Genomic DNA, 24,108 nt, shown 5'->3' on the forward strand with positions numbered 1-24,108 from the left:
AAACTACGCTGATTTTGCACCTGTTCCGTGTTAGCGCGTCTTAATAACCAGACGATTGCTCTGTTTGACCTCTTCCATCACCACATAGGTACGGGTGTCGTTCACGCCTGGCAGACGCAGCAGGGTTTCCCCCAGCAGCTTACGGTAGGCGGACATATCAGGCACACGGGTTTTCAACAGGTAGTCGAAATCACCGGACACCAGGTGACACTCTTGAATTTCTTCAAGTTTTTGTACAGCGGCGTTAAATTGCTCAAACACATCCGGCGCACCACGATTCAGAGTAATCTCAACAAATACCAGAAGTGAGGCATCCAGATAATGCGGGTTCAGCAGAGCCGTATAGCCCTGAATAAAACCCTGTCTTTCCAGTCGGCGCACACGCTCAAGGCACGGCGTCGGGGAAAGACCCACACGTTTTGAAAGCTCGACGTTGGAAATACGCCCATCCTTTTGCAATTCATTAAGAATGTTACGATCGATACGGTCGAGATCTTTGCCAGGGCGCTTCTTGCTATCTACCATTATTATTGTCTCTCTGTATTCCTTCCCTACTCCTGCCTGGACCCTGTGCACATCACTGTTCAGAGCCTGTACCCGTTAGTCATCACATCGCCTGATTATGTATTAGACGCGATGCGGATTCGGGTTCTGTTGGTAAGAAGACCGTTGCCCGAAGGCAGTCACCGACATCACGTATGGCGTCTGTCCACGCCATGCGTAGATTTCACTGACCCGGTAAAAATGGCATTTACGTGCATGCCTATGCGGCATACGGTTAACGCGGTTTTTTTTCTTCCTTGAATGTTTTCGCAAAAGCGCAGGGGATTGTCAAAGCAAAACATCGTTTTTTAGTACAACATACCGGATATTCATTACGGCAGGGTATTAATCCTCATTTTATTGCCTTACAAACGAGCAGTTTTCAGGAGAAAGCGTGATGTTATAGCCCCTCATTCATCGTCTGTGGCTATTACACAGATTGATATCAAAATTGCTGCGCTCTTTTTTTACGACAACAAATTCCCTACAATCCAGCCAAATGTCTGCCAACAACAATGGGGATCTCATGGGCACGGCCAAACACAGTAAGCTGCTAATCCTTGGTTCTGGACCTGCGGGATATACCGCAGCGGTCTATGCTGCACGCGCTAACCTGCACCCGGTACTCATCACCGGCATGGAAAAAGGCGGTCAGCTGACCACCACCACCGAAGTGGAAAACTGGCCAGGGGACCCGAACGACCTGACCGGGCCGCTGCTGATGGAACGTATGCACGAGCATGCCGCTAAATTCGAAACCGAAATTCTGTTCGACCATATCAATAAGGTCGATCTGCAGAACCGTCCGTTCCGCCTGACGGGCGACAGCGGCGAATACACCTGTGACGCGCTGATCATCGCCACTGGCGCCTCTGCCCGTTACCTCGGTCTGCCATCTGAAGAAGCGTTCAAAGGCCGCGGCGTCTCTGCCTGCGCAACCTGCGACGGTTTCTTCTACCGTAATCAGAAAGTCGCGGTCATCGGCGGCGGCAACACCGCAGTGGAAGAAGCGCTCTACCTGGCGAACATTGCCTCAGAGGTGCACCTGATCCACCGTCGCGAAACCTTCCGCGCGGAGAAGATCCTGATCAAACGTCTGATGGATAAAGTGGCAAGCGGCAACATCGTGCTGCACACAAACCGTACCCTGGAAGAGGTAACGGGCGATCAGATGGGCGTTGCCGGTCTGCGTATCCGTGATACCCAGAACACCGATAACGTCGAAACGCTTGAAGTGGCGGGTCTGTTTGTGGCGATCGGTCACAGCCCGAACACCGCGATCTTCGACGGTCAGTTGGAGCTGGAAAACGGCTATATCAAAGTGCAGTCCGGCATTCACGGTAACGCGACCCAGACCAGCATCCCGGGCGTGTTCGCGGCTGGCGACGTGATGGACCACATTTATCGTCAGGCGATTACCTCTGCGGGCACCGGCTGTATGGCCGCGCTGGACGCTGAACGCTACCTCGATGGACTGGCTGAACAAAGTAAATAATCTTTACAAGTCAGTAACAAACGTAAATAAAGGCGGCGATAAGTCGCCTTTATTGTCTCCCCGTTGTAACATTGCGCTGCCCAATTTCTAATAACGTCACCTGCAAAGTACGCAATGGAAAAAACCCGTCAACAAGAGTTAACACGCTGGCTGAAACAGCAAAGCGTTATTTCCCGCCGCTGGCTTACGATTTCCCGTCTCCTGGGATTCGTCAGCGGTCTGTTGATTGTTGCCCAGGCATGGCTGCTGGCCCGCATTCTTAATCACATGATCATGGAGAACATCCCGCGCGAAGCACTCCTGCTGCCCTTTATTGTCCTGATCCTGATTTTTATCCTGCGCGCCTGGGTGGTATGGCTGCGTGAGCGCGTCGGTTTTCATGCCGGACAGCATATCCGCTACGAGATCCGTCGCCAGGTGCTCGATCGTCTTCAGGAAGCCGGGCCCGCGTGGATCCAGGGTAAACCGGCCGGTAGCTGGGCGACGCTGATCCTTGAGCAGATTGACGATATGCACGACTACTATGCGCGCTATCTGCCGCAGATGGCCCTTGCCGTCTTTGTTCCACTGCTGATCGTGATCGCCATCTTCCCGGTGAACTGGATGGCTGCGCTGATTCTGATGGGCACCGCCCCGCTGATCCCGCTGTTTATGGCGCTGGTCGGCATGGGGGCCGCGGATGCCAACCGCCGTAACTTCCTGGCATTGGGTCGCCTGAGCGGTCATTTCCTTGATCGTCTTCGCGGCATGGAGACGTTACGCATTTTTGGTCGCGGTGAAGCGGAAACCGAAAACATTCGCCAGGCATCGCAGGACTTCCGTCAGCGCACCATGGAAGTGTTACGCCTCGCCTTCTTGTCTTCCGGCGTACTGGAATTCTTTACCTCGCTGTCGATTGCCCTCGTGGCGGTCTACTTCGGCTTTTCCTACCTCGGCGCGCTGGATTTCGGCCATTACGGCACGGCGGTAACCCTTTCTGCCGGGTTCCTGGCGCTGATCCTGGCCCCGGAGTTTTTCCAGCCGCTTCGCGATCTGGGGACCTTCTATCACGCCAAAGCGCAGGCGGTTGGCGCAGCCGATAGTCTGAAAACGTTCCTTGAAACGCCGCTGGCACACCCGGAGCGGGGTGACGTAACGCTGAATGCTAAAGACCCCGTGACCATCGAAGCGCAGGACTTTTCCATTCTGTCACCCGAAGGCAAAGTGCTCGCGGGTCCGCTGAACTTTACCTTACCTGCCGGACAACGCGTGGTGCTCGTCGGCACCAGCGGTTCCGGGAAAAGTTCTCTGCTGAATGCGCTATCCGGTTTTATGGCCTACACGGGTTCACTGCGGATCAACAAAACCGAACTGCGCAACCTCGATCCTGACGCCTGGCGTAAACAGCTCAGTTGGGTAGGCCAAAACCCGCAGCTTCCCGCCTCTACGCTGCGTGAAAACGTCCTGCTGGCGCGCCCGGATGCGCGTGAAGATGAACTGCAATCGGTTCTCGACCGCGCCTGGGTCAGCGAGTTTCTGCCGCTGCTCCCGCAAGGGGTAGATACCGTGGTCGGAGACCAGTCCGCCGGGCTGTCGGTCGGACAAGCGCAGCGTGTAGCCGTTGCCCGCGCGTTGCTTAACCCATGCCAGCTGATGCTGCTGGATGAGCCCGCCGCCAGCCTGGATGCCCACAGCGAGCAGCGCGTAATGGAGGCCCTGAACGCCGCTTCCCTGCAGCAAACCACCCTGATGGTCACCCACCAGTTGGAAGGCATTGCCGACTGGGACCAGATCTGGGTCATGGAGAACGGCCGTATTGTTGAGCAAGGCGATTACGCCTCTCTCGTTGCCGCGCAGGGACCGTTTGCCGCCCTGCTGGCGAACCGTCAGGAGGACATCTGATGCGTGCTCTGCTGCCCTATCTTGCTCTCTATAAACGCCACAAATGGATGTTAACGCTGGGGATTGTACTGGCGATTGTCACGCTGCTCGCCAGCATCGGCCTGCTCACGCTTTCCGGCTGGTTCCTGTCGGCCTCGGCCGTCGCGGGCGTTGCCGGGTTGTACAGCTTCAACTATATGCTCCCGGCAGCCGGTGTTCGCGGTACCGCCATCACCCGTACTGCCGGACGCTATTTCGAACGTCTGGTCAGCCACGATGCCACTTTCCGCGTGCTGCAGCACCTGCGTATCTACACCTTCAGCAAACTGCTCCCCCTCTCCCCTGCCGGACTGGCGCGTTTTCGTCAGGGTGAGCTACTTAACCGTGTCGTTGCGGATGTCGACACGCTGGATCACCTGTACCTGCGCGTGATCTCCCCTATCGTGGGCGCGTTTGTGGTGATTGTGGTGGTCACGCTGGGGCTGTCTGTTCTGGATGTTCCCGTTGCACTGACGCTGGGCGGGATCATGCTGCTGACGCTGATCATTCTGCCGCCGCTGTTTTACCGCGCCGGCAAATCCACCGGGGAAAACCTGACGAGTCTGCGCGGGGACTACCGCCAGCAGCTGACCTCCTGGCTTCAGGGGCAGGCAGAGCTGACCATTTTTGGTGCCAGCAAGCGCTACCGTGCGCGGATGGAAAGTACGGAGCTGAACTGGCATGAGGCCCAGCGCCGCCAGTCGGAACTGACGGCCTTTTCTCAGGCGCTGATGATGTTAATCGGCGGCGTGGCGGTGATTGCCATGCTGTGGCTGGCTTCCGGCGATGTCGGGGGGAATTCACAGCCGGGTCCACTTATTGCCCTTTTCGTCTTCTGCGCGCTGGCGGCGTTTGAAGCGCTGGCCCCGGTGACGGGCGCCTTCCAGCATCTTGGTCAGGTTATCGCCTCTGCCCTGCGCATCACCCAGATTGCCGAGCAGGAGCCTGAAGTCACGTTCAGTGCCGGGCAGACCGCTGTACCAGAGCAGGTTGCGCTGACGCTTGAAGATGTCACCTTCACCTATGACAAACAGGCGCAGAACGCGCTGGACGGTATCAACCTTTCTGTTAATGCAGGTGAGCGGATTGCGATCCTCGGCCGTACCGGCTGCGGTAAATCGACGCTGCTGCAGTTGCTGACCCGCGCCTGGGATCCGCAGCGCGGTCATATTCGTTTTAATAATACGTTGCTGACTGATTTCAGCGAGCAGGCCCTGCGCAAGACCGTAAGCGTCGTTCCGCAGCGCGTGCATCTGTTTAGCGCCACGCTGCGCGATAACCTGCTGCTGGCCGCGCCAGAGGCCTCTGATGATGCGCTTCGCGCCGTGCTGGAGCAGGTCGGACTGCAAAAACTGCTTGAGGACGAGGGGTTGAACAGCTGGCTGGGTGAAGGCGGCCGTCAGCTCTCCGGCGGTGAGCTGCGCCGTCTGGCCATTGCGCGCGCGCTGCTGCACGATGCCCCGCTGATGCTGCTCGACGAGCCCACCGAAGGGCTGGACGCCACGACCGAGAGCCAAATCCTTGATTTACTGGCGAATGTCATGACCGGCAAAACCGTGCTGATGGTCACACATCGCCTGCGCGGGCTGGCGAGCTTTGATCAGATAATTGTGATGGACAACGGACACATTATTGAGCAAGGTAATCACACAGAACTGTTGGCGAAACAGGGTCGCTACTACCAGTTTAAACAGCGTCTGTAGACTATATTTGTAGCGTCCTCACTCGCGTACTGGAGTTTTGCTGTCATGCGCCTGGTCCAGCTTTCTCGTCATAACATCGCGTTCCCTTCTCCGGAAGGGGCGCTGCGTGAGCCCAATGGGCTGCTGGCCCTTGGCGGTGATCTCAGTCCCGCTCGACTATTAATGGCGTATCAGCGCGGTATTTTCCCCTGGTTTTCCCCCGGCGATCCGATTTTATGGTGGTCCCCCGATCCGCGTGCCGTGCTGTGGCCTGCGCAGTTTCACGTGAGCCGCAGCATGAAGCGTTTCCATGCGAAATCACCGTACCGCGTCACCCTCAATCATGCTTTTGGTCAGGTCATTGAAGGCTGTGCAGAAGACCGCTATGAAGGAACATGGATAACCCGCGATATTATTACCGCCTACCACCAGCTCCATGAGCTTGGCTACGCCCACTCCATTGAGGTGTGGGAAGGCGGAGCACTCGTCGGCGGCATGTACGGCGTGGCGCAAGGGACGCTGTTTTGTGGCGAGTCGATGTTCTCTCGTGCGGTTAACGCTTCGAAAACCGCGCTGCTGGTCTTCTGCGAGGCGTTTGCCCAGCGCGGCGGACGCCTGATCGATTGTCAGGTGCTCAACGAGCACACGGCCTCCCTGGGTGCTGTTGAAATCCCGCGACGCCAGTATATCGAACTTCTGGATGCCAGCCGTCAGGAGAAGCTCCCGCGCGACTTCTGGATACCGAGAACGCTCTTTATGCCCAATGCATAAATGTTTTCCGCATATTTTTTGCGAGGGTGTTATAATTATGCCGCAGAGTAGCTTCTGCCTGTTGCCCCGCCGCCGTTTGGGACCCTCGCTTCAGATAACGTCCTGACGTTTATCCTGTCGTCTCCCCTTTACGAATGCGCTTCCTGTTCGGTTGTACCGTGACGCTTGGGCAATGCGCCGAAACTGTTTTGCTGCGTTTTAATCGCGCAATTCTTTACTTAATTGATGAATTTCGGCATTATCTTGCCGGTTCAAAACTTGGTAGTGATACCCCAGAGGATTAGATGGCCAAAGAAGACAATATTGAAATGCAGGGTACCGTACTTGATACGTTGCCTAATACCATGTTTCGCGTAGAGCTGGAAAACGGTCACGTGGTAACTGCGCACATCTCCGGTAAAATGCGCAAAAACTACATCCGCATTTTGACGGGCGACAAAGTGACTGTTGAACTGACCCCGTACGACCTGAGCAAAGGCCGCATTGTCTTCCGTAGTCGCTAATTGTTTTCGCCTGTAATGGCAGATGAATATTTAAAAGGTCGGGATTATCCCGGCCTTTTTTATTTATGGCTTTAGTGTTGCTGCGTCGGAAGATGTATTGTCATCCATGGTTGCACAGGAGCGATTAAATCCCCCGCCATAGAATGAGCCATGTCATGGAGTAATCCCGTGAGGTGCGGCAACATATCGCGGTCAAAATGCGATACCAGCAGTACGTGGTTTAACGCCCGGCAGTAGTCGCATTTCGTTTCTGTATCTTCAAGCAACCACTCTTTTTGTCGCGGCTGTTCTGCATCGTCCTCAAATTCCACCACCTGAAAATCACGCATTGATTCTGTGAGGCCGGATTTCACCTCTTCCAGCCAGGCGCCGAGACAGCGGCAAACGGGCTGCGTTTGCGGGAGTGATTTGCAGTCGAGGAGGATTTCGGTGAGCAGTTTGCAGCGCTCGGCAAGGGTTGGGAGATCGGGGTTGAGGGAGAGTTCGGTGTAGAGTTGGGAGATAGACTGGTTTTCCATATTCATAATTTCCATATTAAGAGCTGAAAACTACCACCAGAAACGCCAACTTCGGGTGGCAGACTGAACCGGTTTGGCGTACCGACCATATGGAAAATCGGCGCTTCAAAAGAAGCCCCGGTTCAGCCCACCATATTTGAAGATACGGATTATACCGCAGCTAAAAAAAGAGTGAACGAAACCAGTGACGTTGCGTTGAGCAACATCTTTCCATATGTGTGTAATCAGGACGCCAATCCCGGCACCTGATTTTGCAGGTGCGCCGCCATTTTATTACTGTGGATTTATCCAGCAACTGACTTCGAAAGAAACTGGAAAGCGCCTCGCAAAATTTCTCTGCGGCCTGATGCCCTCACCCCAACCCTCTCCCACAGGGAGAGGGAGAAAACAAAAAAAACGGCAACCGAAGTTGCCGTTTTGCTTTTACCTTACAACTCAGTGAGCCGCTTCCGGCTTGTGCTTCGCCGCACTCTGGAAATCGTACGTCAGTTCGTTCTTCGCCTGGTCCAGCGCCACGGTCACCTGACCGCCGTCCACCAGCGAGCCAAACAGCAGTTCGTTCGCCAGCGGTTTCTTCAGGTTGTCCTGAATCACACGCGCCATTGGACGGGCACCCATCGCACGGTCGTAGCCTTTCTCAGCCAGCCAGTTGCGGGCCTCCTGGCTCACTTCCAGCGACACGCCTTTCTGATCTAACTGAACCTGCAGCTCGACGATGAACTTGTCCACTACCTGATGGATCACGTCGGTAGACAGGTGATCGAACCAGATAATGTTGTCCAGACGGTTACGGAACTCCGGCGTGAAGATCTTCTTGATCTCCTCCATCGCATCGGTGCTGTTATCCTGGTGGATCAGGCCGATGGATTTACGCTCGGTTTCACGCACCCCGGCGTTGGTGGTCATCACCAGCACCACGTTGCGGAAGTCCGCCTTGCGCCCGTTGTTGTCGGTTAGCGTCCCGTTGTCCATCACCTGCAGCAGGATGTTGAACACGTCCGGGTGCGCTTTCTCGATTTCATCGAGCAGCAGGACCGCGTGCGGATGCTTGATCACCGCGTCGGTGAGCAGGCCGCCCTGGTCAAAACCTACGTAGCCCGGAGGCGCACCAATCAAACGGCTGACGGTGTGACGCTCCATATACTCGGACATATCAAAGCGCAGCAGCTCAATGCCCAGCGCTTTGGAGAGCTGAACCGTCACCTCGGTTTTCCCCACGCCGGTCGGGCCAGCAAACAGGAAGGAACCGACAGGCTTGTGGTCATGCCCCAGCCCGGCGCGAGCCATCTTGATCGCTTCGGTTAAGGCCTCAATGGCTTTATCCTGACCAAAGACCAGCATTTTTAGGCGATTGCCGAGGGTGCGCAGCGTGTCACGGTCGCTCTGAGAAACGCTCTTCTCAGGGATACGCGCGATGCGGGCCACCACGGACTCAATATCCGCCACGTTAACAGTTTTCTTACGCTTGCTGGCCGGCATCAGACGCGCACGCGCCCCTGCCTCATCAATCACGTCAATCGCCTTATCCGGCAGATGACGGTCGTTGATGTATTTCACCGCCAGCTCCACCGCCGCACGGACCGCTTTCGCGGTGTAACGCACGTCGTGGTGCGCTTCGTACTTCGGTTTCAGGCCGTTGATGATCTGCACCGTTTCCTCGACGGACGGTTCGGTCACGTCGATTTTCTGGAAACGGCGAGCCAGCGCACGATCTTTCTCAAAGATGTTGCTGAACTCCTGGTAGGTCGTGGAGCCAATCACGCGGATCTTGCCGCTGGAGAGCAGCGGTTTGATCAGGTTCGCGGCATCCACCTGGCCACCGGAGGCGGCACCTGCACCGATGATGGTGTGGATCTCATCGATAAACAGGATGCTGTTGGTGTCCTGCTCCAGCTGTTTTAACAGCGCCTTGAAGCGTTTTTCAAAATCACCGCGGTATTTGGTGCCCGCCAGCAGCGAGCCGATATCCAGCGAGTAGATGGTGCAATCGGCAATCACTTCCGGCACGTCGCCCTGCACAATGCGCCAGGCAAGACCTTCGGCTATCGCGGTTTTACCCACGCCAGATTCCCCCACCAGCAGCGGGTTGTTCTTGCGGCGACGGCACAGCACCTGGATCGCGCGCTCCAGCTCTTTATCGCGACCAATCAGCGGGTCGATACCGCCAACGCGAGCAAGCTGGTTAAGGTTGGTGGTGAAGTTTTCCATACGATCCTCCCCGCCTGCTTGCTCTTCATTGTTATTGACCTGATTGCTGGAATCCGATGCCTGGTTAGGCTCGTCTTTGCGCGTTCCGTGAGAAATAAAGTTAACCACGTCGAGGCGGCTGACTTCGTGTTTGCGCAGCAGGTAGGCAGCCTGTGACTCCTGCTCGCTGAAGATGGCGACTAAGACGTTTGCGCCAGTCACTTCGCTACGTCCGGAAGACTGGACGTGGAATACCGCGCGCTGCAGCACGCGCTGGAAGCTGAGCGTCGGCTGCGTGTCGCGCTCTTCTTCACTGGCTGGCAGCACCGGTGTGGTTTGTTCGATGAAGGCTTCGAGTTCCTGACGTAGCGCCACCAGATCCACGGAGCAGGCTTCCAGCGCTTCGCGGGCAGATGGGTTGCTAAGCAGTGCGAGCAGTAAATGCTCGACGGTCATAAACTCATGTCGGTGCTCACGCGCTCTGGCGAAAGCCATGTTTAAACTGAGTTCCAGTTCTTGATTGAGCATAGGCACCTCCCCCAATTTTATGCCTTATCAGGCCTTTTCCAGCGTACACAGCAACGGATGCTCGTTCTCCCTGGCATAGTCGTTCACCATCGCCACTTTGGTTTCCGCCACTTCGGCTGTGAAGATGCCGCAGATAGCTTTGCCACGATAATGAACGGTAAGCATCAGTTGCGTTGCACGTTCTACATCATAAGAAAAGAACTTTTGTAGCACGTCAATAACAAATTCCATCGGCGTGTAATCATCGTTCATTAACATAACTTTATACATAGATGGCGGTTTTAGCGCGTCGCGCACTTTGTCTTCCGCCAGCTGGTCAAAATCCAGCCAATCGTTGGTCTTACCCATTATGCATAACCACTTTGAATCTACCTCAGATGTTAGATAACAATCATCTATTACTGTCATCCGCGATGTCTGTCACAAACTGTTGCAATAGCGTTAACTGCTTCAAACTTTGGTTGATTATTGTCCCATCTCCAGCGCCAAACGCTTGACGACTTCTTTCGTTTCTCTAAATTGTACAAGCGTGAGATGGCGAGGTTTTGAACAGCCCCCACTCCACCACCGGTTCATTCCATCTTAACTTATAAGATTTACGAAGGATGTCGAAGCATGGAAATGGGTACTGTTAAGTGGTTCAACAACGCCAAAGGGTTTGGCTTCATCTGCCCCGAAGGCGGCGGCGAGGATATCTTCGCTCACTATTCCACCATTCAGATGGATGGTTACAGAACGCTCAAAGCCGGGCAGTCCGTCCGGTTCGATGTACATCAGGGACCAAAAGGCAATCATGCAAGCCTAATCGTACCCGTTGAAGCAGAGACGGTTGCATAGCTCTCTGTTTTATTGTGTACATCCCGCAGTCAAAATGCCAGCCCGATCGGCTGGCATTTTTATTTTCGGGTTATTCCCGAGCCAGCGCGTCCACCGGATCCAGCCGCGCCGCGTTGCGGGCGGGCAACCAGCCAAACAAAATGCCGGTAAAGGTCGAACACAAAAATGCGGTAATAATGGCAACCGGCGAGAAGCCAATCTCCCAGCCAGGTAAAAAGAGCTGGAGCGCAAACGCGATCATCATCGAGAGCGCAATGCCCATCGCCCCGCCGACCAGACACACCAGTACCGCCTCAATCAAAAACTGCTGCAGCACGTCGCTGGCCCGGGCCCCGACCGCCATACGGATGCCAATCTCCCGGGTACGTTCGGTGACCGACACCAGCATGATATTCATCACCCCGATACCGCCGACGACCAGCGAGATCACCGCCACCAGCGTGAGGAACAGCTGAAGAGTACGTGTGGTCTTTTCCGCCGTTTTCAAGAGGCCGTCCATATTCCAGGTGAAGAAATCTTTCTTCCCGTGGCGCAGGGTTAACAGCCGCTCAAGCTGCTGTTCGGCCAGCGCGCTGTCGTAGCCCTCCTTCACGCGCACGGTGATGGAGTTGAGCCAGGACTGCCCCATGATCCGCCCGGAGATGGTGGTATAGGGCAGCCAGACACGCAGGATCTTGCTGCTGCCAAACATCGACTGTTTCTCTTCCGCCACGCCGATGACCGTGGCAGGCATGTTGCCGACCAGGATCACTTCGCCGACCACGTTCGCTTTATTGGGGAAAAGCTGCCTGCGCGAGTTAACGTCCAGCACCACCACCTGCGCCCTGCCCGCCAGCTGCTCGGCGTTGAAGGTGGCGCCTTCGCTGAAGGTCATGCCGTAGACGTTGAAATAGTCTCCGCTGACGCCGTTGGCGCTGGCGGCAACGTCCACATTGCCCACGCGCAGACGCAGGTTTTGCGAAACCGCAGGCGTGGCGGAGTTCACCCACGGCTGCTTCTGAATCGCCGCCAGATCGTCGTATTTCAGCGCCTGCTGATACTGCGGCTCGTCGTCGCCAAAGTCTTTGCCGGGATAGACGTCAATGGTATTGGTGCCGATGGCGCGGATATCTGCCAGCACCAGCTGCTTGGCCGCGTCGCCCACCACCACGATCGACACCACCGAGGCGATACCGATAATGATGCCGAGCATAGTCAACAGGGTACGCATTTTGTTGGCCGCCATCGCCAGCCAGGCCATGGTCAGCGCTTCACGAAAGCCGCTGGAGAATTGTCCCCAGCCGGTTGATGCCGGTAGCGCTTCCTTCGGCGCCGCTGCCCTGGACTCACGCGGCGGCGGATTGCTGACCAGCTCGCCGTCGTGGATCTCGATAATGCGTTCCGCCTGGGCCGCCACCTGCGGATCGTGGGTAACGATAATGACCGTGTGCCCCTGATCGCGAAGCTGATGCAGGATCGCCATCACCTCTTCGCCGGAATGGCTGTCGAGCGCCCCGGTCGGTTCATCCGCAAGGATCACCTGCCCACCGTTCATCAGGGCGCGGGCAATACTCACGCGCTGCTGCTGGCCGCCAGACAGCTGCGAGGGCTGGTACTCCACCCGCTCCGCCAGCCCCAGACGCGTCAGCAGCATCTTCGCACGCTCAAGGCGTTTTTTCCGCTCGACGCCCGCATACACCGCAGGCACTTCCACGTTCTGCGCCGCATTCAGGTGAGAAAGCAGATGGTAACGCTGGAAGATAAAGCCGAAATGTTCCCGGCGCAGCTTCGCCAGCGCGTCGCCGTCCAGCGTGGAGACATCCGTCCCGGCCACGCGATAGGTACCGCTGGTCGGTTTATCCAGGCAGCCGAGAATGTTCATCAGCGTCGATTTACCGGAACCCGATGCCCCGACAATCGCCACCATCTCGCCTGCTTCCACGCGCAGGGAGATGCCCTTCAGCACCTCCACCGGGCCGTCGCCGGAGGGATAACTGCGACGAATGTTATTCAGCTCAAGCAGCGCCGTCATTTGGCGGCTCCGGGCAGGCTTTCGCTGACAACAACCTCCTCGCCCTCTTCCAGCCCTTTCACCACCACCACGTCGGTGTCGTTGCGCGCGCCAATCACTACCTCGCGCTCGCGCGTTTCGCCGTTGCGCAGCACTTTCACTTTATAACGGCTCTCCCCAGCCGATTCACCCAGCGCAGAGAGCGGAATGGTCAGCACGTTCTTCACGCCGGTCAACTGGATATGCACCTGTGCGGTCATGTCCAGACGCAGCACGCCCTGCGGGTTTGGCACCTCAAAGCGGGCATAGTAGAAGATAGCGTCGTTCACTTTTTCCGGCGTCGGCAGAATGTCTTTCAGCACGCCTTCGTAGCGCGTCTGCGGGTCGCCCAGCACCGTAAACCAGGCGTTCTGCCCTGGCTTAAGATGGATAACATCCGCCTCTGAGACCTGGGCTTTGACCAGCATGGTGCTCATGTCTGCCAGCGTCAGAATGTTTGGTGCCTGCTGCGCGGCAATCACCGTCTGACCCTGCAGCGTGGTGATCTGGGTAACCTCGCCCGCCATCGGCGCAACGATTTTGGTGTAGTCGAGGTTGGTTTTCGCCGTATCCAGCGAGGCCTGATTGCGTTTGATTTGCGCGTCAATCGTGCCAATCTGCGCCTGTTTCACCGCCAGTTCAGTGGTGGCAGTATCTAAATCTTGTTTCGAAATAGCCTGGGTTTTGGCCAGCGCCTGCTGACGGGTCAGCGTCACCTGGGCAAGGTTACGCTCTGCCTGCGCCTGCGAACGCTGCGCGCGCAGTTCCATCAGCGTGGCTTCCACCTCGCGGATCTGGTTCTCAGCCTGTTCAGGATCGATAACGCCGAGAAGCTGGCCTTTTTTCACCTTGTCGCCAATCTCAACCGACAGCGTTTTCAGCTGTCCGCTGACCTGAGCGCCGACGTCAACCTTGCGCAACGCGTCAAGCTTGCCCGTCGCAAGGACGTTTTGCTGCAGTTCGCCCGGGCGAACAATCAGTGTCTGATACTGTGGCACCGGCGCATTCAGCACCTTCCATAGCCAGTACCCACCGGCTAAAACCACGACCGCCAGCAGCAGAAACAGCGTTCTGCGTTTTCCCTTGAGGTTCATAAATATTCCAAATAAATGTTCTGGCAATGATAAATGCTGATTCTAACTAAACGACCCTTCAACGAAACCCCTGTTCTCCGAAATCGCCCCAATTTGTTTACGAGATGTTGACATTTCCCCTGCTGAAATAGCGATATTCCAAAAGGATCAGGATCTACCATGTCTTCTATCGTCGATACATCACTTTCAAACCTGCCGCAGCCAAAATCCGGCTGGCAGCTCTTCAAAAACCTGGCTCTCGGTGAGATCGCGCCTGGGCTGGCATGGGAAAAAACCACCTACCGACGTAAGTTCATGCTGCGTTCACTGGCGACACCACTCAGCACCGCGCGTCTGCTGTCTGAGCTTGCAAAGCATCCGCACCTGATGCAAATGCTCCAGGTTCAGCCGGGGCTGCCCTGCCGCCTTCATCGTCCGTGGTTGACGGTCAATATGGATCGACAACGTGCGCTGGAATCGCTGTCCTGGCACTATCAGATGATATGTCGCCAGCTGCCGGCGACGCTGACTCATGGTTACCTTTCTAAGCAGGGCGTGGCCCTGCTGACCTTAACCGGAAAAGAGGAACAGCAATTTACCGTCCGTCTGTGTGCCGATGCGTTTATGGATAAAGAGGGAGAAGCTACCCTCGTTTTCTGTGACAGTCAAAATACGGCGCTGGCGGAGATGACCTTTACGCTATGCCAGTTTGAAGGAAAATCGACGCTGTTCATTGGCGGTTTGCAGGGCGCAAAAGCGCATGTTCCCCATGAGCTGATCCAGGGGGCGACGAAAGCCTGCCATGGTCTGTTCCCGAAACGTCTGCTGGTCGAGGCCGCAATGACGCTCGGCGCCGCGTTCCCGGTAGAGCAAATTGTCGCCGTCAGTAACGATACCCATATTTATCGCAGCTGGCGCTACCGCAAGAAAAAAGAGGGCAAACTGTTGGCCGATTACGACAGTTTCTGGATCTCCATCGGCGGTGAAAAGCAGGAGAACGGTAACTTTATGCTGCCGCTCGTCATGCCGCGTAAACCGATGGAAGAGATCGCCAGCAAAAAACGTTCCGAATATCGCCGCCGCTACGAACTGCTGGATGGCCTGATTCAGCAGGTGAAACAGGCGACCCAACGCTAATCCGCTTTCCCGCGTGCCAGCCACAGTACGCGGGAGAACATCTTCCGCAGCAGGGTCGGAACCGCCTCCACGCCCCGCCTCCCCGCTTCCGTCGCCACTTCAATGGCTAAATCCGGTTTTGACGAACGATGAATGGCTTTGGCGATCACGCGCCGCATGTTCATCGGGACATCGACCGGCACCATGGCAATTCGGTGGAATACGTCGTCGAACCCCTGACGATACATAAAGTGTTCCATGTCCATCGCGGGGAGCATGGTTAAATGGTCGCGCTCTTCTTCCCGCTCGTTATTCAGCAGGCTCCGCACGGTCGAGGCATATTTTTTGCCCGCCTCATCACCGTCTACCAGTACGTGCCACTCGATCCCCATCCGGCGGGCAAATTTTATCAGTGGCTTTAATCCTGACTGGGCGAATTCAATCACCTTAATGCCTTCCGCATCAAAATGGTGGCCGCACTGGCGCGCCAGTTCGTTGATGACCCAGGTTTCCGTTTCCCCCTCTACCAGCAGCCAGCAGCGGGCAAAGAGCGACGACGCCCGGTTAAAGCGAATATGAAACGCGATGCGCCGCCCGTCTTCCGCGTTCAAACCACCCGGCCCAAGCCGGAAAGCAGAGACGCGGGAGGATTCACGCACCAGACGACAGACGTGTTCTACCGGCGTCAGCGATAATAACTCCCCGGAATTGGTGGTCGTAATACGCTGGAGCGGCAGCAGATTCAGCAGATGCCATGCCACAGAGAGCATAATGGGATGCAGGCGCGTTTCCGGGTCTTCCACCAGCAGCAGCGGCCGGGCGTCCCGGTCAAGACGAACGGCACCTTTCGCCTGCAGAAGCGTTGAAAACAGCCCCAGCAAAATCACCCGATGGGTACGACCGCCGGGCCGGTCGATCATTCGGTTAATGATGTCGAGATAACGCCAGCTTCGCTGCTCATCATGAGAGCGGCGGCGCATCAGACGATGACGCGACTCCGACGTTCCCTGCTCGGAAAAATAGTGCTCCAGGAGTTGCACCATTGCGGACAACCCCTGACGGATTTGACCATCGGTAAGATTCTGCGGACGCGACACCAGCTCTCTTGCCAGAAAATCCAGCTCGCGGGCGGTGACTTCCACTTCCGGCATATTCGGTACGGTACCGTTACGAATACGCCGCATAAATCGCGCATCGCGCAAGCGTAACACCGGCGTCAGGCGGATCAGGTGGCGAGCCAGATCGTCGATATTGTCCAGCGGGATCGGGTTGGCTTTCTCATCGAGAAAATCACGCAGGGTGAGTACCCCCTCGTTCTCCGCCATCTCCCCTTCCAGCCGGTAGAAAATCCGGTGGAAACCGTCATCGCACGGCACCCAGCAGGGTGACAGCGGGCGGAAGCGACGCACGCGATGACGTCCGGGCTCGGATTCGCGGAACGTCAGGATGATATGCAGGTGCTTCTCGCGCCCCGTCACGTCGCCGGGCGGGAACCAGAAATCGTCGCGGACGAAGTGATACAGTTCGTCTTCGGGCGAAAGCAGTAACGTCAGCGCATCCAGCAGGCTGGACTTACCCCAAGCGTTCTCGCCGATCAGGACGTTGTTCTGCTCAAGCTGCAGCGACAGGCGGTTAATACCGCGAAACCCGACAATTTCCACACGTTCGAGAAGCATAAATCCCCCGACAAATGATCACTTTTTCCTTCAAGTTATCAGCAGTATAGCGGGAGGCGCTCTGTCACGACAGCACAACATTCACCCTTGCGAGAATTGGTCTATGCTCTATTTACCGCTGATTTGAACAAGGATTGATATCGCATTGCCTAAAATCAAACCAACAGAATTTATTTAAGTGGCGAAGGGGTGTTGTTATTTTTTAGAATAGAGACTCTTTGAGTCGTCATCCCTTTATGACGATATATCCCGCGCGCGGGAAAGCGTGCGGATAATTATTTGAGGTGGTTATGTTTAGAAAATTAGCGGCAGAATGCTTTGGTACATTCTGGCTGGTATTTGGTGGCTGCGGTAGCGCCGTTCTGGCAGCAGCATTCCCGGAATTAGGCATTGGTTTTGTCGGCGTCGCGCTGGCGTTTGGTTTAACCGTATTAACCATGGCGTTTGCCGTGGGACATATTTCCGGCGGTCATTTTAACCCGGCAGTGACGTTAGGTTTATGGGCGGGCGGCCGTTTCCCGGCGAAAGACGTCATTGGCTACATTGTGGCACAAGTGGTTGGCGGTATTATTGCGGCAGGCGTTCTGTATGTGATTGCCAGCGGTAAAGCCGGGTTCGACGCGGCGGCCAGCGGCTTTGCCTCTAACGGCTTCGGCGAACATTCTCCGGGCGGTTACTCCATGCTGTCTGCCATCGTGATTGAAATTGTGCTGACCGCTGGCTTCCTGCTGGTGATCCACGGCGCAACCGACAAACACGCGCCAGCTGGTTTTGCCCCGATTGCCATTGGTCTGGCGCTGACGCTTATCCACCTGATTTCGATTCCGGTCACCAACACCTCCGTTAACCCGGCACGCAGTACCGCCGTCGCCATCTTCCAGGGCGGTTGGGCGCTTGAACAGCTGTGGCTGTTCTGGGTGATGCCAATTATCGGCGGTATCCTGGGCGGCGTGCTGTACCGCACCCTGCTGGAAAAACGCGATTAATCTTTCCCTCCCTCTCCCCGTGGGAGAGGGCCGGGGTGAGGGCAACAAGCCGCGCAACCCCACATAGACACAAGCCGGGTAAGGCGCAACCGCCACCCGGCTTTCTTTTGCCGCTTTACTGAACAGCCTTTATTGGGTAGTGTCTCTGGCGCTCAACAGATACTCAAAAGGACCGGCTGTTCATGTTTTCAGGACTCCTCATTATTCTGCTGCCCCTGATTGCGGGCTACCTTATCCCGCTGCATCAGGAATCCGCATTACGGCTTATCAACCGTTTTCTCAGCTGGATTGTTTACGTCATTCTTTTCTTTATGGGGATAAGCCTGGCCTTCCTGGATAACCTGTCGGCGAATTTACTCTCCATCCTGCATTATTCTGTCGTAACCGTGGTGGTTATTTTGCTGTGCAATATTGCCGCGCTGCTGTGGCTGGAACGTACTATTCCATGGAAAAATCACCATCATCAGGAAAAACTCCCTTCACGAATTGCAATGGCGCTGGAATCATTAAAATTATGCGGCGTCGTGGTGCTCGGTTTTCTTCTTGGGCTGACCGGTTGGGCATTTTTACAGCACGCGACAGAGGCCAGTGAATATACTCTAATCTTCCTGCTGTTCCTGATCGGCATCCAGCTGCGAAATAATGGCATGACGCTGAAACAAATTGTCCTGAACCGTCGGGGGATGATGGTTGCGGTGATTGTTGTCGCCAGTTCAATGGTGGCGGGCGTGATTAATGCCTTTATTCTCGATCTGCCGCTGAAAACCGGCCTGGCGATGGCGTCAGGTTTTGGCTGGTACTCCCTCTCCGGTATTCTGCTGACCGAATCATTCGGCCCGGTGATCGGCAGCGCCGCCTTCTTTAACGATCTGGCGCGCGAGCTGATTGCCATCATGCTGATCCCGAGCCTGGTTCGCCGCAGTCGTTCTACCGCGCTGGGTCTGTGCGGCGCGACGTCGATGGACTTTACCCTGCCGGTATTACAACGCTCCGGGGGGCTGGAGATGGTGCCCGCGGCTATCGTTCATGGCTTTATTTTAAGTCTGCTGGTTCCGGTTCTGATGGCCTTCTTCTCTGCCTGATACTTCTTTGGCGGTAGGTTTCCTGCCGCCAAAATTGCGCTAAATCAATCTCCCTCTATTTTGTCGCAGAAAGCTCTTTTCACCGTTCTGGCACAGGCATAACCTTAAACATGTATATCAAATATAACTTTAACAGGTGTGATTATGTTTTGTGTGCAATGTGAACAAACCATCCGAACTCCGGCAGGCAATGGCTGCTCCTGGGCACAGGGTATGTGCGGCAAAACCGCAGAAACATCTGACCTGCAGGACCTGCTGATTGCTGCCCTGCAAGGCCTTTCCGCATGGGCGTTCAAAGCCCGCGAATACGGCATTGTCGACCACTACGTCGACAGCTTCGCTCCGCGCGCATTCTTCTCCACGCTGACCAACGTTAACTTCGATTCTCCGCGCATTGTCGGCTATGCCCGCGAAGCGATTGCCCTGCGTGAAGCGCTGAAAGCACAGAGCCTGAAGGCGGACGTCAGCGCCCGCGTGGAAAACCCGATGTCAGAACTTCAGCTGGTCAGCGACGATCTGGGCGATCTGCAGCGTCAGGCAGCAGAATTCACTCCGAATAAAGACAAAGCGGCGATTGGCGAGAACATTCTCGGCCTGCGCCTGCTATGCCTGTACGGCCTGAAAGGCGCGGCGGCCTATATGGAACACGCGCACGTTCTGGGTCAGTACGACAACGACATCTACGCCCAGTACCACAAAATCATGGCGTGGCTGGGTACCTGGCCCGCCGATATGAATGCGCTGCTGGAGTGCTCAATGGAAATCGGCCAGATGAACTTCCGCGTGATGAGCATTCTGGATGCCGGTGAAACCAGCACCTACGGCCACCCGACGCCAACGCAGGTCAACGTCAAGGCGACCGAAGGCAAATGCATCCTGATCTCCGGTCATGACCTGAAAGATCTCTACAACCTGCTGAAGCAAACCGAAGGCACCGGCGTTAACGTTTATACCCACGGGGAAATGCTGCCGGCGCACGGTTACCCGGAGCTGCGTAAATTTAAGCATCTAATCGGTAACTACGGCAGCGGCTGGCAGAACCAGCAGGTTGAGTTTGCTCGCTTCCCGGGCCCTATCGTGATGACCTCTAACTGCATCATCGACCCTACCGTGGGCGCGTATGACGACCGCATCTGGACCCGCAGCATCGTCGGCTGGCCGGGCGTGAGCCATCTTGAAGGTGACGATTTCGGTCCGGTTATCGCCCAGGCGCAGCAGATGGCGGGCTTCCCGTACAGCGAAATCCCGCACCTCATCACCGTCGGCTTTGGTCGTGAAACCCTGCTCGGCGCCGCTGATTCGCTGATTGATCTCGTCAGCCGTGAAAAACTGCGCCACATCTTCCTCGTTGGCGGCTGCGACGGCGCGCGCGGCGAGCGGAACTACTTCACCGATTTCGCCACCAGCGTGCCGGAAGACTGTCTGATCCTGACCCTGGCATGCGGCAAATACCGTTTCAACAAGCTGGACTTCGGCAACATCGAAGGTCTGCCGCGCCTGATCGATGCGGGCCAGTGTAACGATGCTTACTCGGCCATCATTCTGGCGGTCACTCTGGCGGAGAAACTGGGCTGCGGCGTGAACGACCTGCCGCTGTCGCTGGTGCTGTCATGGTTTGAGCAGAAAGCGATTGTCATCCTGCTGACCCTGCTCTCTCTCGGCGTCACCAACATCGTGACCGGCCCGACCGCGCCTGGCTTCCTGACGCCGGACCTGCTGGGCGTACTGAACGAGAAGTTCGGTCTGCGTTCCGTGACCAACGTTGAAGATGATATGAAGCAGCTGCTGAGCGCGTAAGGAGTCATTCATGACCATGCCAACCTCACAATGTCCGTGGCGGATGCAGGTTCACCACATCCACCAGGAGACGCCGGATGTGTGGACGCTGTCGCTGCTGTGCCATGACTCCTATCCGTACCGCGCGGGCCAGTATGCGCTGGTCAGTGTTCGCCATTCAGCGGACACGCTGCGCGCCTACACGATCTCCTCAACGCCGGGTGTCAGTGAGTACATTACGCTGACCATCCGCCGCATTGATGACGGCGCGGGCTCTCAGTGGCTGACGCGGGACGTGAAGCGCGGGGATTATATCTGGCTGTCTGACGCGCAGGGTGACTTCACCTGTGACGACAAAGCAGAGGATAAATTCCTGCTGCTGGCGGCGGGCTGTGGCGTAACGCCAATTATGTCGATGCGCCGCTGGCTGGCGAAGAACCGCCCGCAGGCCGACGTGCAGGCGATCTTCAGCGTGCGCTCTCCGGACGATGTGATTTTTGCCGAGGAGTGGCGTGATTATCCGGTGACGCTGGTGGCTGAGCATAACGCGACCCACGGCTTTGTGCCCGGTCGCCTGAGCCGCGAGCTGCTGCAAAGCGTGCCGGATATCGCGAACCGCACCGTGATGACCTGCGGCCCGGCGCCGTACATGGATATCGTCGAGAAAGAAGTGAAGGCGCTTGGCGTGACCCGCTTCTTCAAAGAGCAGTTCTTCACGCCGGTGGCGGAAGCGGCAACCAGCGGCGTTAAGTTCACCAAACTGCAGCCTGCGCAGACCTTCTTTGGCCGCGTGGGGACCACGCTGCTGGAAGCGCTGGAAAGCAACAAGGTGCCGGTAGTGGCAGCCTGTCGCGCTGGCGTGTGCGGTTGCTGTAAGACGAAGGTGGTCTCCGGTGAGTATACGGTCACCAGTTCCATGACGTTGACTGAGGCGGAAATTGCCGAGGGTTATGTGCTGGCGTGTTCGTGTCACCCACAGGGAGATCTCGTCCTCGCATAAGCGTTAAACGTTCGATCGTAGGCCCGGTAAGCGTCAGCGCCACCGGGCTTTTTGTCGGGTGGCACTACGTTTACCCGACCTACAACAACCCTACCGCCATGCGGGCGCTTTACCTACCGCAAACCGCCCTGCTCCTAAAAACGCGACAGCCAGCGAGCCGATAAAGAAGTACACCAGGCTTTCAATCGCCCATGCGCCTACCTTATCGAGGGCGAACGTTTCACCCATTCCCACCATCAGCCACGCCACAATCATCGTAAATGCCAGCACCAGCGCGGCCGGGCGCGTAAAGAGCCCAACAATAATCAGGATCGGTGCCACCACTTCGCCAACCAACACGCCGTAGGCGATAAATCCCGGCAACCCTTTTTCCACCAGCATGCCGCTGATAAAGCCCACGCCGCCAAAAAGCTTGTGCAAACCGTGAAAGAGCATCAGCCCGCCGACGGCAAGTCGTAACAAGAGTTTGCCAAGATCGTCGCACGATAGCTTTTCATTAACAGCAATTAACAATGATTTAACCATTTGAAATGATTCCTGTTTTCACTGAGGTATCACCAGATTATGCCGAATAATTGCGCATGAAAAGCACCTTTTAATTGGGGGGAGATGACGGGCAATACGGAGACTTTCTTCTAAGCTTGTAAGCGATATCACAAAAAGGAGACGGACAACCATGAAACAAACCGTGGCGGCATATATTGCGAAAACGCTCGAGCAGGCTGGCGTAAAACGTATCTGGGGCGTAACCGGCGATTCCCTGAACGGACTTAGCGACAGCCTCAACAAGATGAAGACTATCGAATGGATGCCCACCCGCCATGAAGAGGTGGCCGCTTTCGCCGCAGGCGCCGAAGCACAGCTCACGGGAGAACTGGCCGTGTGTGCGGGCTCGTGCGGTCCCGGCAACCTGCATCTGATCAACGGCCTGTTCGACTGCCACCGTAACCACGTGCCGGTACTGGCCATTGCCGCCCATATCCCCTCTTCCGAAATCGGCAGCGGCTATTTTCAGGAGACGCATCCGCAGGAGCTGTTCCGTGAATGCAGCCACTATTGCGAGCTGGTTTCATCCCCGGAGCAGATCCCTCAGGTGCTGGCGATTGCCATGCGCAAGGCGGTGCTGAACCGCGGCGTTTCCGTGGTCGTTATCCCGGGCGATGTGGCCCTCAAGGCCGCGCCGGAAGGGGCCAGCACCCACTGGTACCACGCCCCACAGCCCGTCGTGACCCCTGCGGAAGAAGAGATGAAAAAGCTGGCACAGCTGCTGCGTTACTCCAGCAATATCGCCCTGATGTGCGGCAGTGGCTGCGCGGGCGCGCACAAGGAGCTACTTGAATTTGCCGGAAAGCTGAAATCGCCAATCGTCCACGCCCTGCGCGGCAAGGAGCACGTGGAGTACGACAACCCGTACGACGTGGGGATGACCGGGCTGATCGGTTTTTCCAGCGGCTTCCACACCATGATGAATGCCGACACGCTGATCCTGCTCGGCACCCAGTTCCCGTATCGTCCGTTCTATCCGGCGGATGCGAAAATCATTCAGATTGATATCAATCCGGCCAGCATCGGCGCGCACAGCAAGGTCGATATGGCGCTGGTGGGCGACATCAAATCCACCCTTGCCGCCCTGCTACCGCTTCTCGAAGAGAAAACCGATCGTAAGTTCCTTGATAAGGCGTTGAGCGACTATCGCGATGCCCGCAAGGGGCTGGACGACCTCGCCAAACCGAGCGACAAAGCCATTCACCCGCAGTATCTGGCGCAGCAGATCAGCCATTTCGCGGACGACGACGCCATCTTTACCTGCGACGTGGGCACGCCAACCGTCTGGGCCGCTCGCTATCTGAAGATGAACGGCAAACGCCGCCTGCTCGGCTCGTTCAACCACGGCTCGATGGCCAACGCCATGCCGCAGGCGCTGGGCGCAAAAGCGACAGCGCCGGAGCGTCAGGTAGTGGCGATGTGCGGCGACGGCGGGTTCAGCATGCTGATGGGGGATTTCCTGTCGGTGGTGCAGATGAAGCTGCCGCTGAAAATCGTGGTCTTTAACAACAGCGTGCTGGGCTTTGTGGCCATGGAGATGAAGGCTGGCGGTTATCTCACGGACGGCACCGAGCTGCACGACACCAACTTCGCCCGCATCGCCGAGGCCTGCGGCATCACCGGTATTCGCGTGGAGAAAGCCTCAGAGGTGGATGAAGCCCTGCAGCGCGCCTTCTCCATCGACGGTCCGGTGCTGGTGGATGTCGTCGTCGCCAAAGAAGAGCTGGCGATCCCGCCGCAGATCAAGCTGGAACAGGCCAAAGGCTTTAGCCTGTATATGCTGCGCGCGATCATCAGCGGGCGCGGTGACGAAGTGATCGAACTGGCAAAAACCAACTGGCTCAGGTAAAACATCTGGCAT

General features: G+C 56.5%; 20 protein-coding genes. 12 read left to right on the plus strand and 8 right to left on the minus strand.

From position 1 onward, the window contains the following. Positions 1 to 30: 30 nt before the first annotated feature. Positions 31 to 525, minus strand: a complete 495-nt coding sequence (gene lrp / locus FU672_RS06790; protein ID WP_000228469.1) for a leucine-responsive transcriptional regulator Lrp — start codon at positions 523 to 525, stop codon at positions 31 to 33. Between the two features lie 544 nt (positions 526 to 1,069). Here lrp and trxB point away from each other — a divergent pair. The 5 genes from trxB to infA all read left to right on the plus strand — a co-directional run bounded on the left by trxB (position 1,070) and on the right by infA (position 6,893). After that, on the plus strand, positions 1,070 to 2,038 hold the full coding sequence (gene trxB / locus FU672_RS06800) for a thioredoxin-disulfide reductase (RefSeq protein WP_148242664.1): 969 nt from the start codon (positions 1,070 to 1,072) through the stop codon (positions 2,036 to 2,038). A 114-nt stretch (positions 2,039 to 2,152) separates the two neighbouring features. Beyond that, positions 2,153 to 3,919: a heme ABC transporter permease/ATP-binding protein CydD gene (gene cydD / locus FU672_RS06805; protein WP_148242665.1), complete on the plus strand. Its 1,767-nt coding sequence runs from the start codon at positions 2,153 to 2,155 to the stop codon at positions 3,917 to 3,919. Then, positions 3,919 to 5,640 (plus strand): heme ABC transporter ATP-binding protein/permease CydC, encoded by a 1,722-nt coding sequence (cydC, locus tag FU672_RS06810; protein ID WP_148242666.1) that lies wholly within the window; start codon positions 3,919 to 3,921, stop codon positions 5,638 to 5,640. Before cydD ends, cydC begins: the two co-directional genes overlap by 1 nt. 45 nt (positions 5,641 to 5,685) lie before the next feature. Further along, positions 5,686 to 6,390, plus strand: coding sequence for a leucyl/phenylalanyl-tRNA--protein transferase (gene aat / locus FU672_RS06815; RefSeq protein WP_148242667.1), 705 nt, complete (start codon positions 5,686 to 5,688; stop codon positions 6,388 to 6,390). 284 nt (positions 6,391 to 6,674) lie between these two features. Next, on the plus strand, positions 6,675 to 6,893 hold the full coding sequence (gene infA, locus FU672_RS06820) for a translation initiation factor IF-1 (RefSeq protein WP_002211347.1): 219 nt from the start codon (positions 6,675 to 6,677) through the stop codon (positions 6,891 to 6,893). 71 nt (positions 6,894 to 6,964) lie between these two features. Here the strand turns inward: infA and FU672_RS06825 are convergent, their stop codons facing one another. From FU672_RS06825 to clpS, 3 genes are all read right to left on the minus strand, one after another. Continuing rightward, positions 6,965 to 7,426, minus strand: a complete 462-nt coding sequence (locus tag FU672_RS06825) for a hypothetical protein (RefSeq protein WP_410053323.1) — start codon at positions 7,424 to 7,426, stop codon at positions 6,965 to 6,967. Between the two features lie 420 nt (positions 7,427 to 7,846). Then, complete coding sequence (gene clpA, locus FU672_RS06830; RefSeq protein ID WP_023335109.1) at positions 7,847 to 10,126, minus strand: ATP-dependent Clp protease ATP-binding subunit ClpA; 2,280 nt, start codon at positions 10,124 to 10,126, stop codon at positions 7,847 to 7,849. A 27-nt stretch (positions 10,127 to 10,153) separates the two neighbouring features. Next, the gene (clpS, locus tag FU672_RS06835) at positions 10,154 to 10,474 is read right to left on the minus strand and encodes an ATP-dependent Clp protease adapter ClpS (RefSeq protein WP_006174393.1); all 321 of its coding nucleotides are present in this window, start codon (positions 10,472 to 10,474) and stop codon (positions 10,154 to 10,156) included. A 267-nt stretch (positions 10,475 to 10,741) separates the two neighbouring features. Between clpS and cspD the strand changes: the two genes are divergently transcribed. After that, on the plus strand, positions 10,742 to 10,963 hold the full coding sequence (gene cspD / locus FU672_RS06840; protein ID WP_006809408.1) for a cold shock-like protein CspD: 222 nt from the start codon (positions 10,742 to 10,744) through the stop codon (positions 10,961 to 10,963). 70 nt (positions 10,964 to 11,033) lie between these two features. Here cspD and macB read toward each other — a convergent pair whose 3' ends face one another. Both macB and macA read right to left on the minus strand, forming a co-directional pair. Next, positions 11,034 to 12,974, minus strand: coding sequence for a macrolide ABC transporter ATP-binding protein/permease MacB (gene macB, locus FU672_RS06845; protein ID WP_148242669.1), 1,941 nt, complete (start codon positions 12,972 to 12,974; stop codon positions 11,034 to 11,036). Continuing rightward, complete coding sequence (gene macA, locus FU672_RS06850; protein WP_148242670.1) at positions 12,971 to 14,086, minus strand: macrolide transporter subunit MacA; 1,116 nt, start codon at positions 14,084 to 14,086, stop codon at positions 12,971 to 12,973. Before macA ends, macB begins: the two co-directional genes overlap by 4 nt. Before the next feature lie 159 nt (positions 14,087 to 14,245). Here macA and FU672_RS06855 point away from each other — a divergent pair, with 159 nt between their 5' ends. Then, positions 14,246 to 15,202: a VirK/YbjX family protein gene (locus tag FU672_RS06855; protein ID WP_148242671.1), complete on the plus strand. Its 957-nt coding sequence runs from the start codon at positions 14,246 to 14,248 to the stop codon at positions 15,200 to 15,202. Here the strand turns inward: FU672_RS06855 and FU672_RS06860 are convergent. Continuing rightward, positions 15,199 to 16,857, minus strand: coding sequence for an ATP-dependent endonuclease (locus FU672_RS06860; protein WP_148242672.1), 1,659 nt, complete (start codon positions 16,855 to 16,857; stop codon positions 15,199 to 15,201). The genes FU672_RS06855 and FU672_RS06860 overlap by 4 nt on opposite strands. Positions 16,858 to 17,147: 290 nt before the next feature. Between FU672_RS06860 and aqpZ the strand changes: the two genes are divergently transcribed. The 4 genes from aqpZ to hcr all read left to right on the plus strand — a co-directional run bounded on the left by aqpZ (position 17,148) and on the right by hcr (position 21,701). Next, on the plus strand, positions 17,148 to 17,843 hold the full coding sequence (gene aqpZ, locus FU672_RS06865) for an aquaporin Z (protein ID WP_014883193.1): 696 nt from the start codon (positions 17,148 to 17,150) through the stop codon (positions 17,841 to 17,843). 182 nt (positions 17,844 to 18,025) lie between these two features. After that, complete coding sequence (locus FU672_RS06870) at positions 18,026 to 18,925, plus strand: LysO family transporter (protein WP_148242673.1); 900 nt, start codon at positions 18,026 to 18,028, stop codon at positions 18,923 to 18,925. Positions 18,926 to 19,069: 144 nt separating this feature from the next. Continuing rightward, entirely contained in the window at positions 19,070 to 20,722 is a 1,653-nt protein-coding gene (gene hcp / locus FU672_RS06875; RefSeq protein ID WP_148242674.1) for a hydroxylamine reductase, read from the plus strand. Between the two features lie 10 nt (positions 20,723 to 20,732). Continuing rightward, positions 20,733 to 21,701 carry an NADH oxidoreductase gene (gene hcr / locus FU672_RS06880; RefSeq protein WP_148242675.1) on the plus strand — a complete coding sequence of 323 codons (969 nt, stop codon included), beginning with the start codon at positions 20,733 to 20,735 and terminating at the stop codon, positions 21,699 to 21,701. Positions 21,702 to 21,791: 90 nt separating this feature from the next. On the opposite strand, the gene FU672_RS06885 is transcribed toward hcr, so the two are convergent. Continuing rightward, positions 21,792 to 22,226, minus strand: coding sequence for a DoxX family protein (locus FU672_RS06885; protein WP_148242676.1), 435 nt, complete (start codon positions 22,224 to 22,226; stop codon positions 21,792 to 21,794). A gap of 151 nt (positions 22,227 to 22,377) precedes the next feature. Between FU672_RS06885 and poxB the strand changes: the two genes are divergently transcribed. Then, positions 22,378 to 24,096 (plus strand): ubiquinone-dependent pyruvate dehydrogenase, encoded by a 1,719-nt coding sequence (gene poxB / locus FU672_RS06890; protein ID WP_148242677.1) that lies wholly within the window; start codon positions 22,378 to 22,380, stop codon positions 24,094 to 24,096. Positions 24,097 to 24,108: the final 12 nt, after the last annotated feature.

Origin of the sequence: Enterobacter asburiae (assembly GCF_008080435.1) — a bacterium.
Lineage (GTDB): Bacteria > Pseudomonadota > Gammaproteobacteria > Enterobacterales > Enterobacteriaceae > Enterobacter > Enterobacter asburiae_C.

Coding starts and splice junctions, on each gene's coding strand:
- aqpZ (WP_014883193.1), top strand. CDS start 17,148: ATGTTTAGAAAATTAGCGGCAGAATGCTTTGGTACATTCTGGCTGGTA.
- FU672_RS06885 (WP_148242676.1), bottom strand. CDS start 22,226: ATGGTTAAATCATTGTTAATTGCTGTTAATGAAAAGCTATCGTGCGAC.
- hcr (WP_148242675.1), top strand. CDS start 20,733: ATGACCATGCCAACCTCACAATGTCCGTGGCGGATGCAGGTTCACCAC.
- aat (WP_148242667.1), top strand. CDS start 5,686: ATGCGCCTGGTCCAGCTTTCTCGTCATAACATCGCGTTCCCTTCTCCG.
- FU672_RS06825 (WP_410053323.1), bottom strand. CDS start 7,426: ATGGAAATTATGAATATGGAAAACCAGTCTATCTCCCAACTCTACACC.
- FU672_RS06855 (WP_148242671.1), top strand. CDS start 14,246: ATGTCTTCTATCGTCGATACATCACTTTCAAACCTGCCGCAGCCAAAA.
- poxB (WP_148242677.1), top strand. CDS start 22,378: ATGAAACAAACCGTGGCGGCATATATTGCGAAAACGCTCGAGCAGGCT.
- clpS (WP_006174393.1), bottom strand. CDS start 10,474: ATGGGTAAGACCAACGATTGGCTGGATTTTGACCAGCTGGCGGAAGAC.
- clpA (WP_023335109.1), bottom strand. CDS start 10,126: ATGCTCAATCAAGAACTGGAACTCAGTTTAAACATGGCTTTCGCCAGA.
- trxB (WP_148242664.1), top strand. CDS start 1,070: ATGGGCACGGCCAAACACAGTAAGCTGCTAATCCTTGGTTCTGGACCT.
- cspD (WP_006809408.1), top strand. CDS start 10,742: ATGGAAATGGGTACTGTTAAGTGGTTCAACAACGCCAAAGGGTTTGGC.
- hcp (WP_148242674.1), top strand. CDS start 19,070: ATGTTTTGTGTGCAATGTGAACAAACCATCCGAACTCCGGCAGGCAAT.
- lrp (WP_000228469.1), bottom strand. CDS start 525: ATGGTAGATAGCAAGAAGCGCCCTGGCAAAGATCTCGACCGTATCGAT.
- macB (WP_148242669.1), bottom strand. CDS start 12,974: ATGACGGCGCTGCTTGAGCTGAATAACATTCGTCGCAGTTATCCCTCC.
- cydD (WP_148242665.1), top strand. CDS start 2,153: ATGGAAAAAACCCGTCAACAAGAGTTAACACGCTGGCTGAAACAGCAA.
- FU672_RS06870 (WP_148242673.1), top strand. CDS start 18,026: ATGTTTTCAGGACTCCTCATTATTCTGCTGCCCCTGATTGCGGGCTAC.
- FU672_RS06860 (WP_148242672.1), bottom strand. CDS start 16,857: ATGCTTCTCGAACGTGTGGAAATTGTCGGGTTTCGCGGTATTAACCGC.
- cydC (WP_148242666.1), top strand. CDS start 3,919: ATGCGTGCTCTGCTGCCCTATCTTGCTCTCTATAAACGCCACAAATGG.
- macA (WP_148242670.1), bottom strand. CDS start 14,086: ATGAACCTCAAGGGAAAACGCAGAACGCTGTTTCTGCTGCTGGCGGTC.
- infA (WP_002211347.1), top strand. CDS start 6,675: ATGGCCAAAGAAGACAATATTGAAATGCAGGGTACCGTACTTGATACG.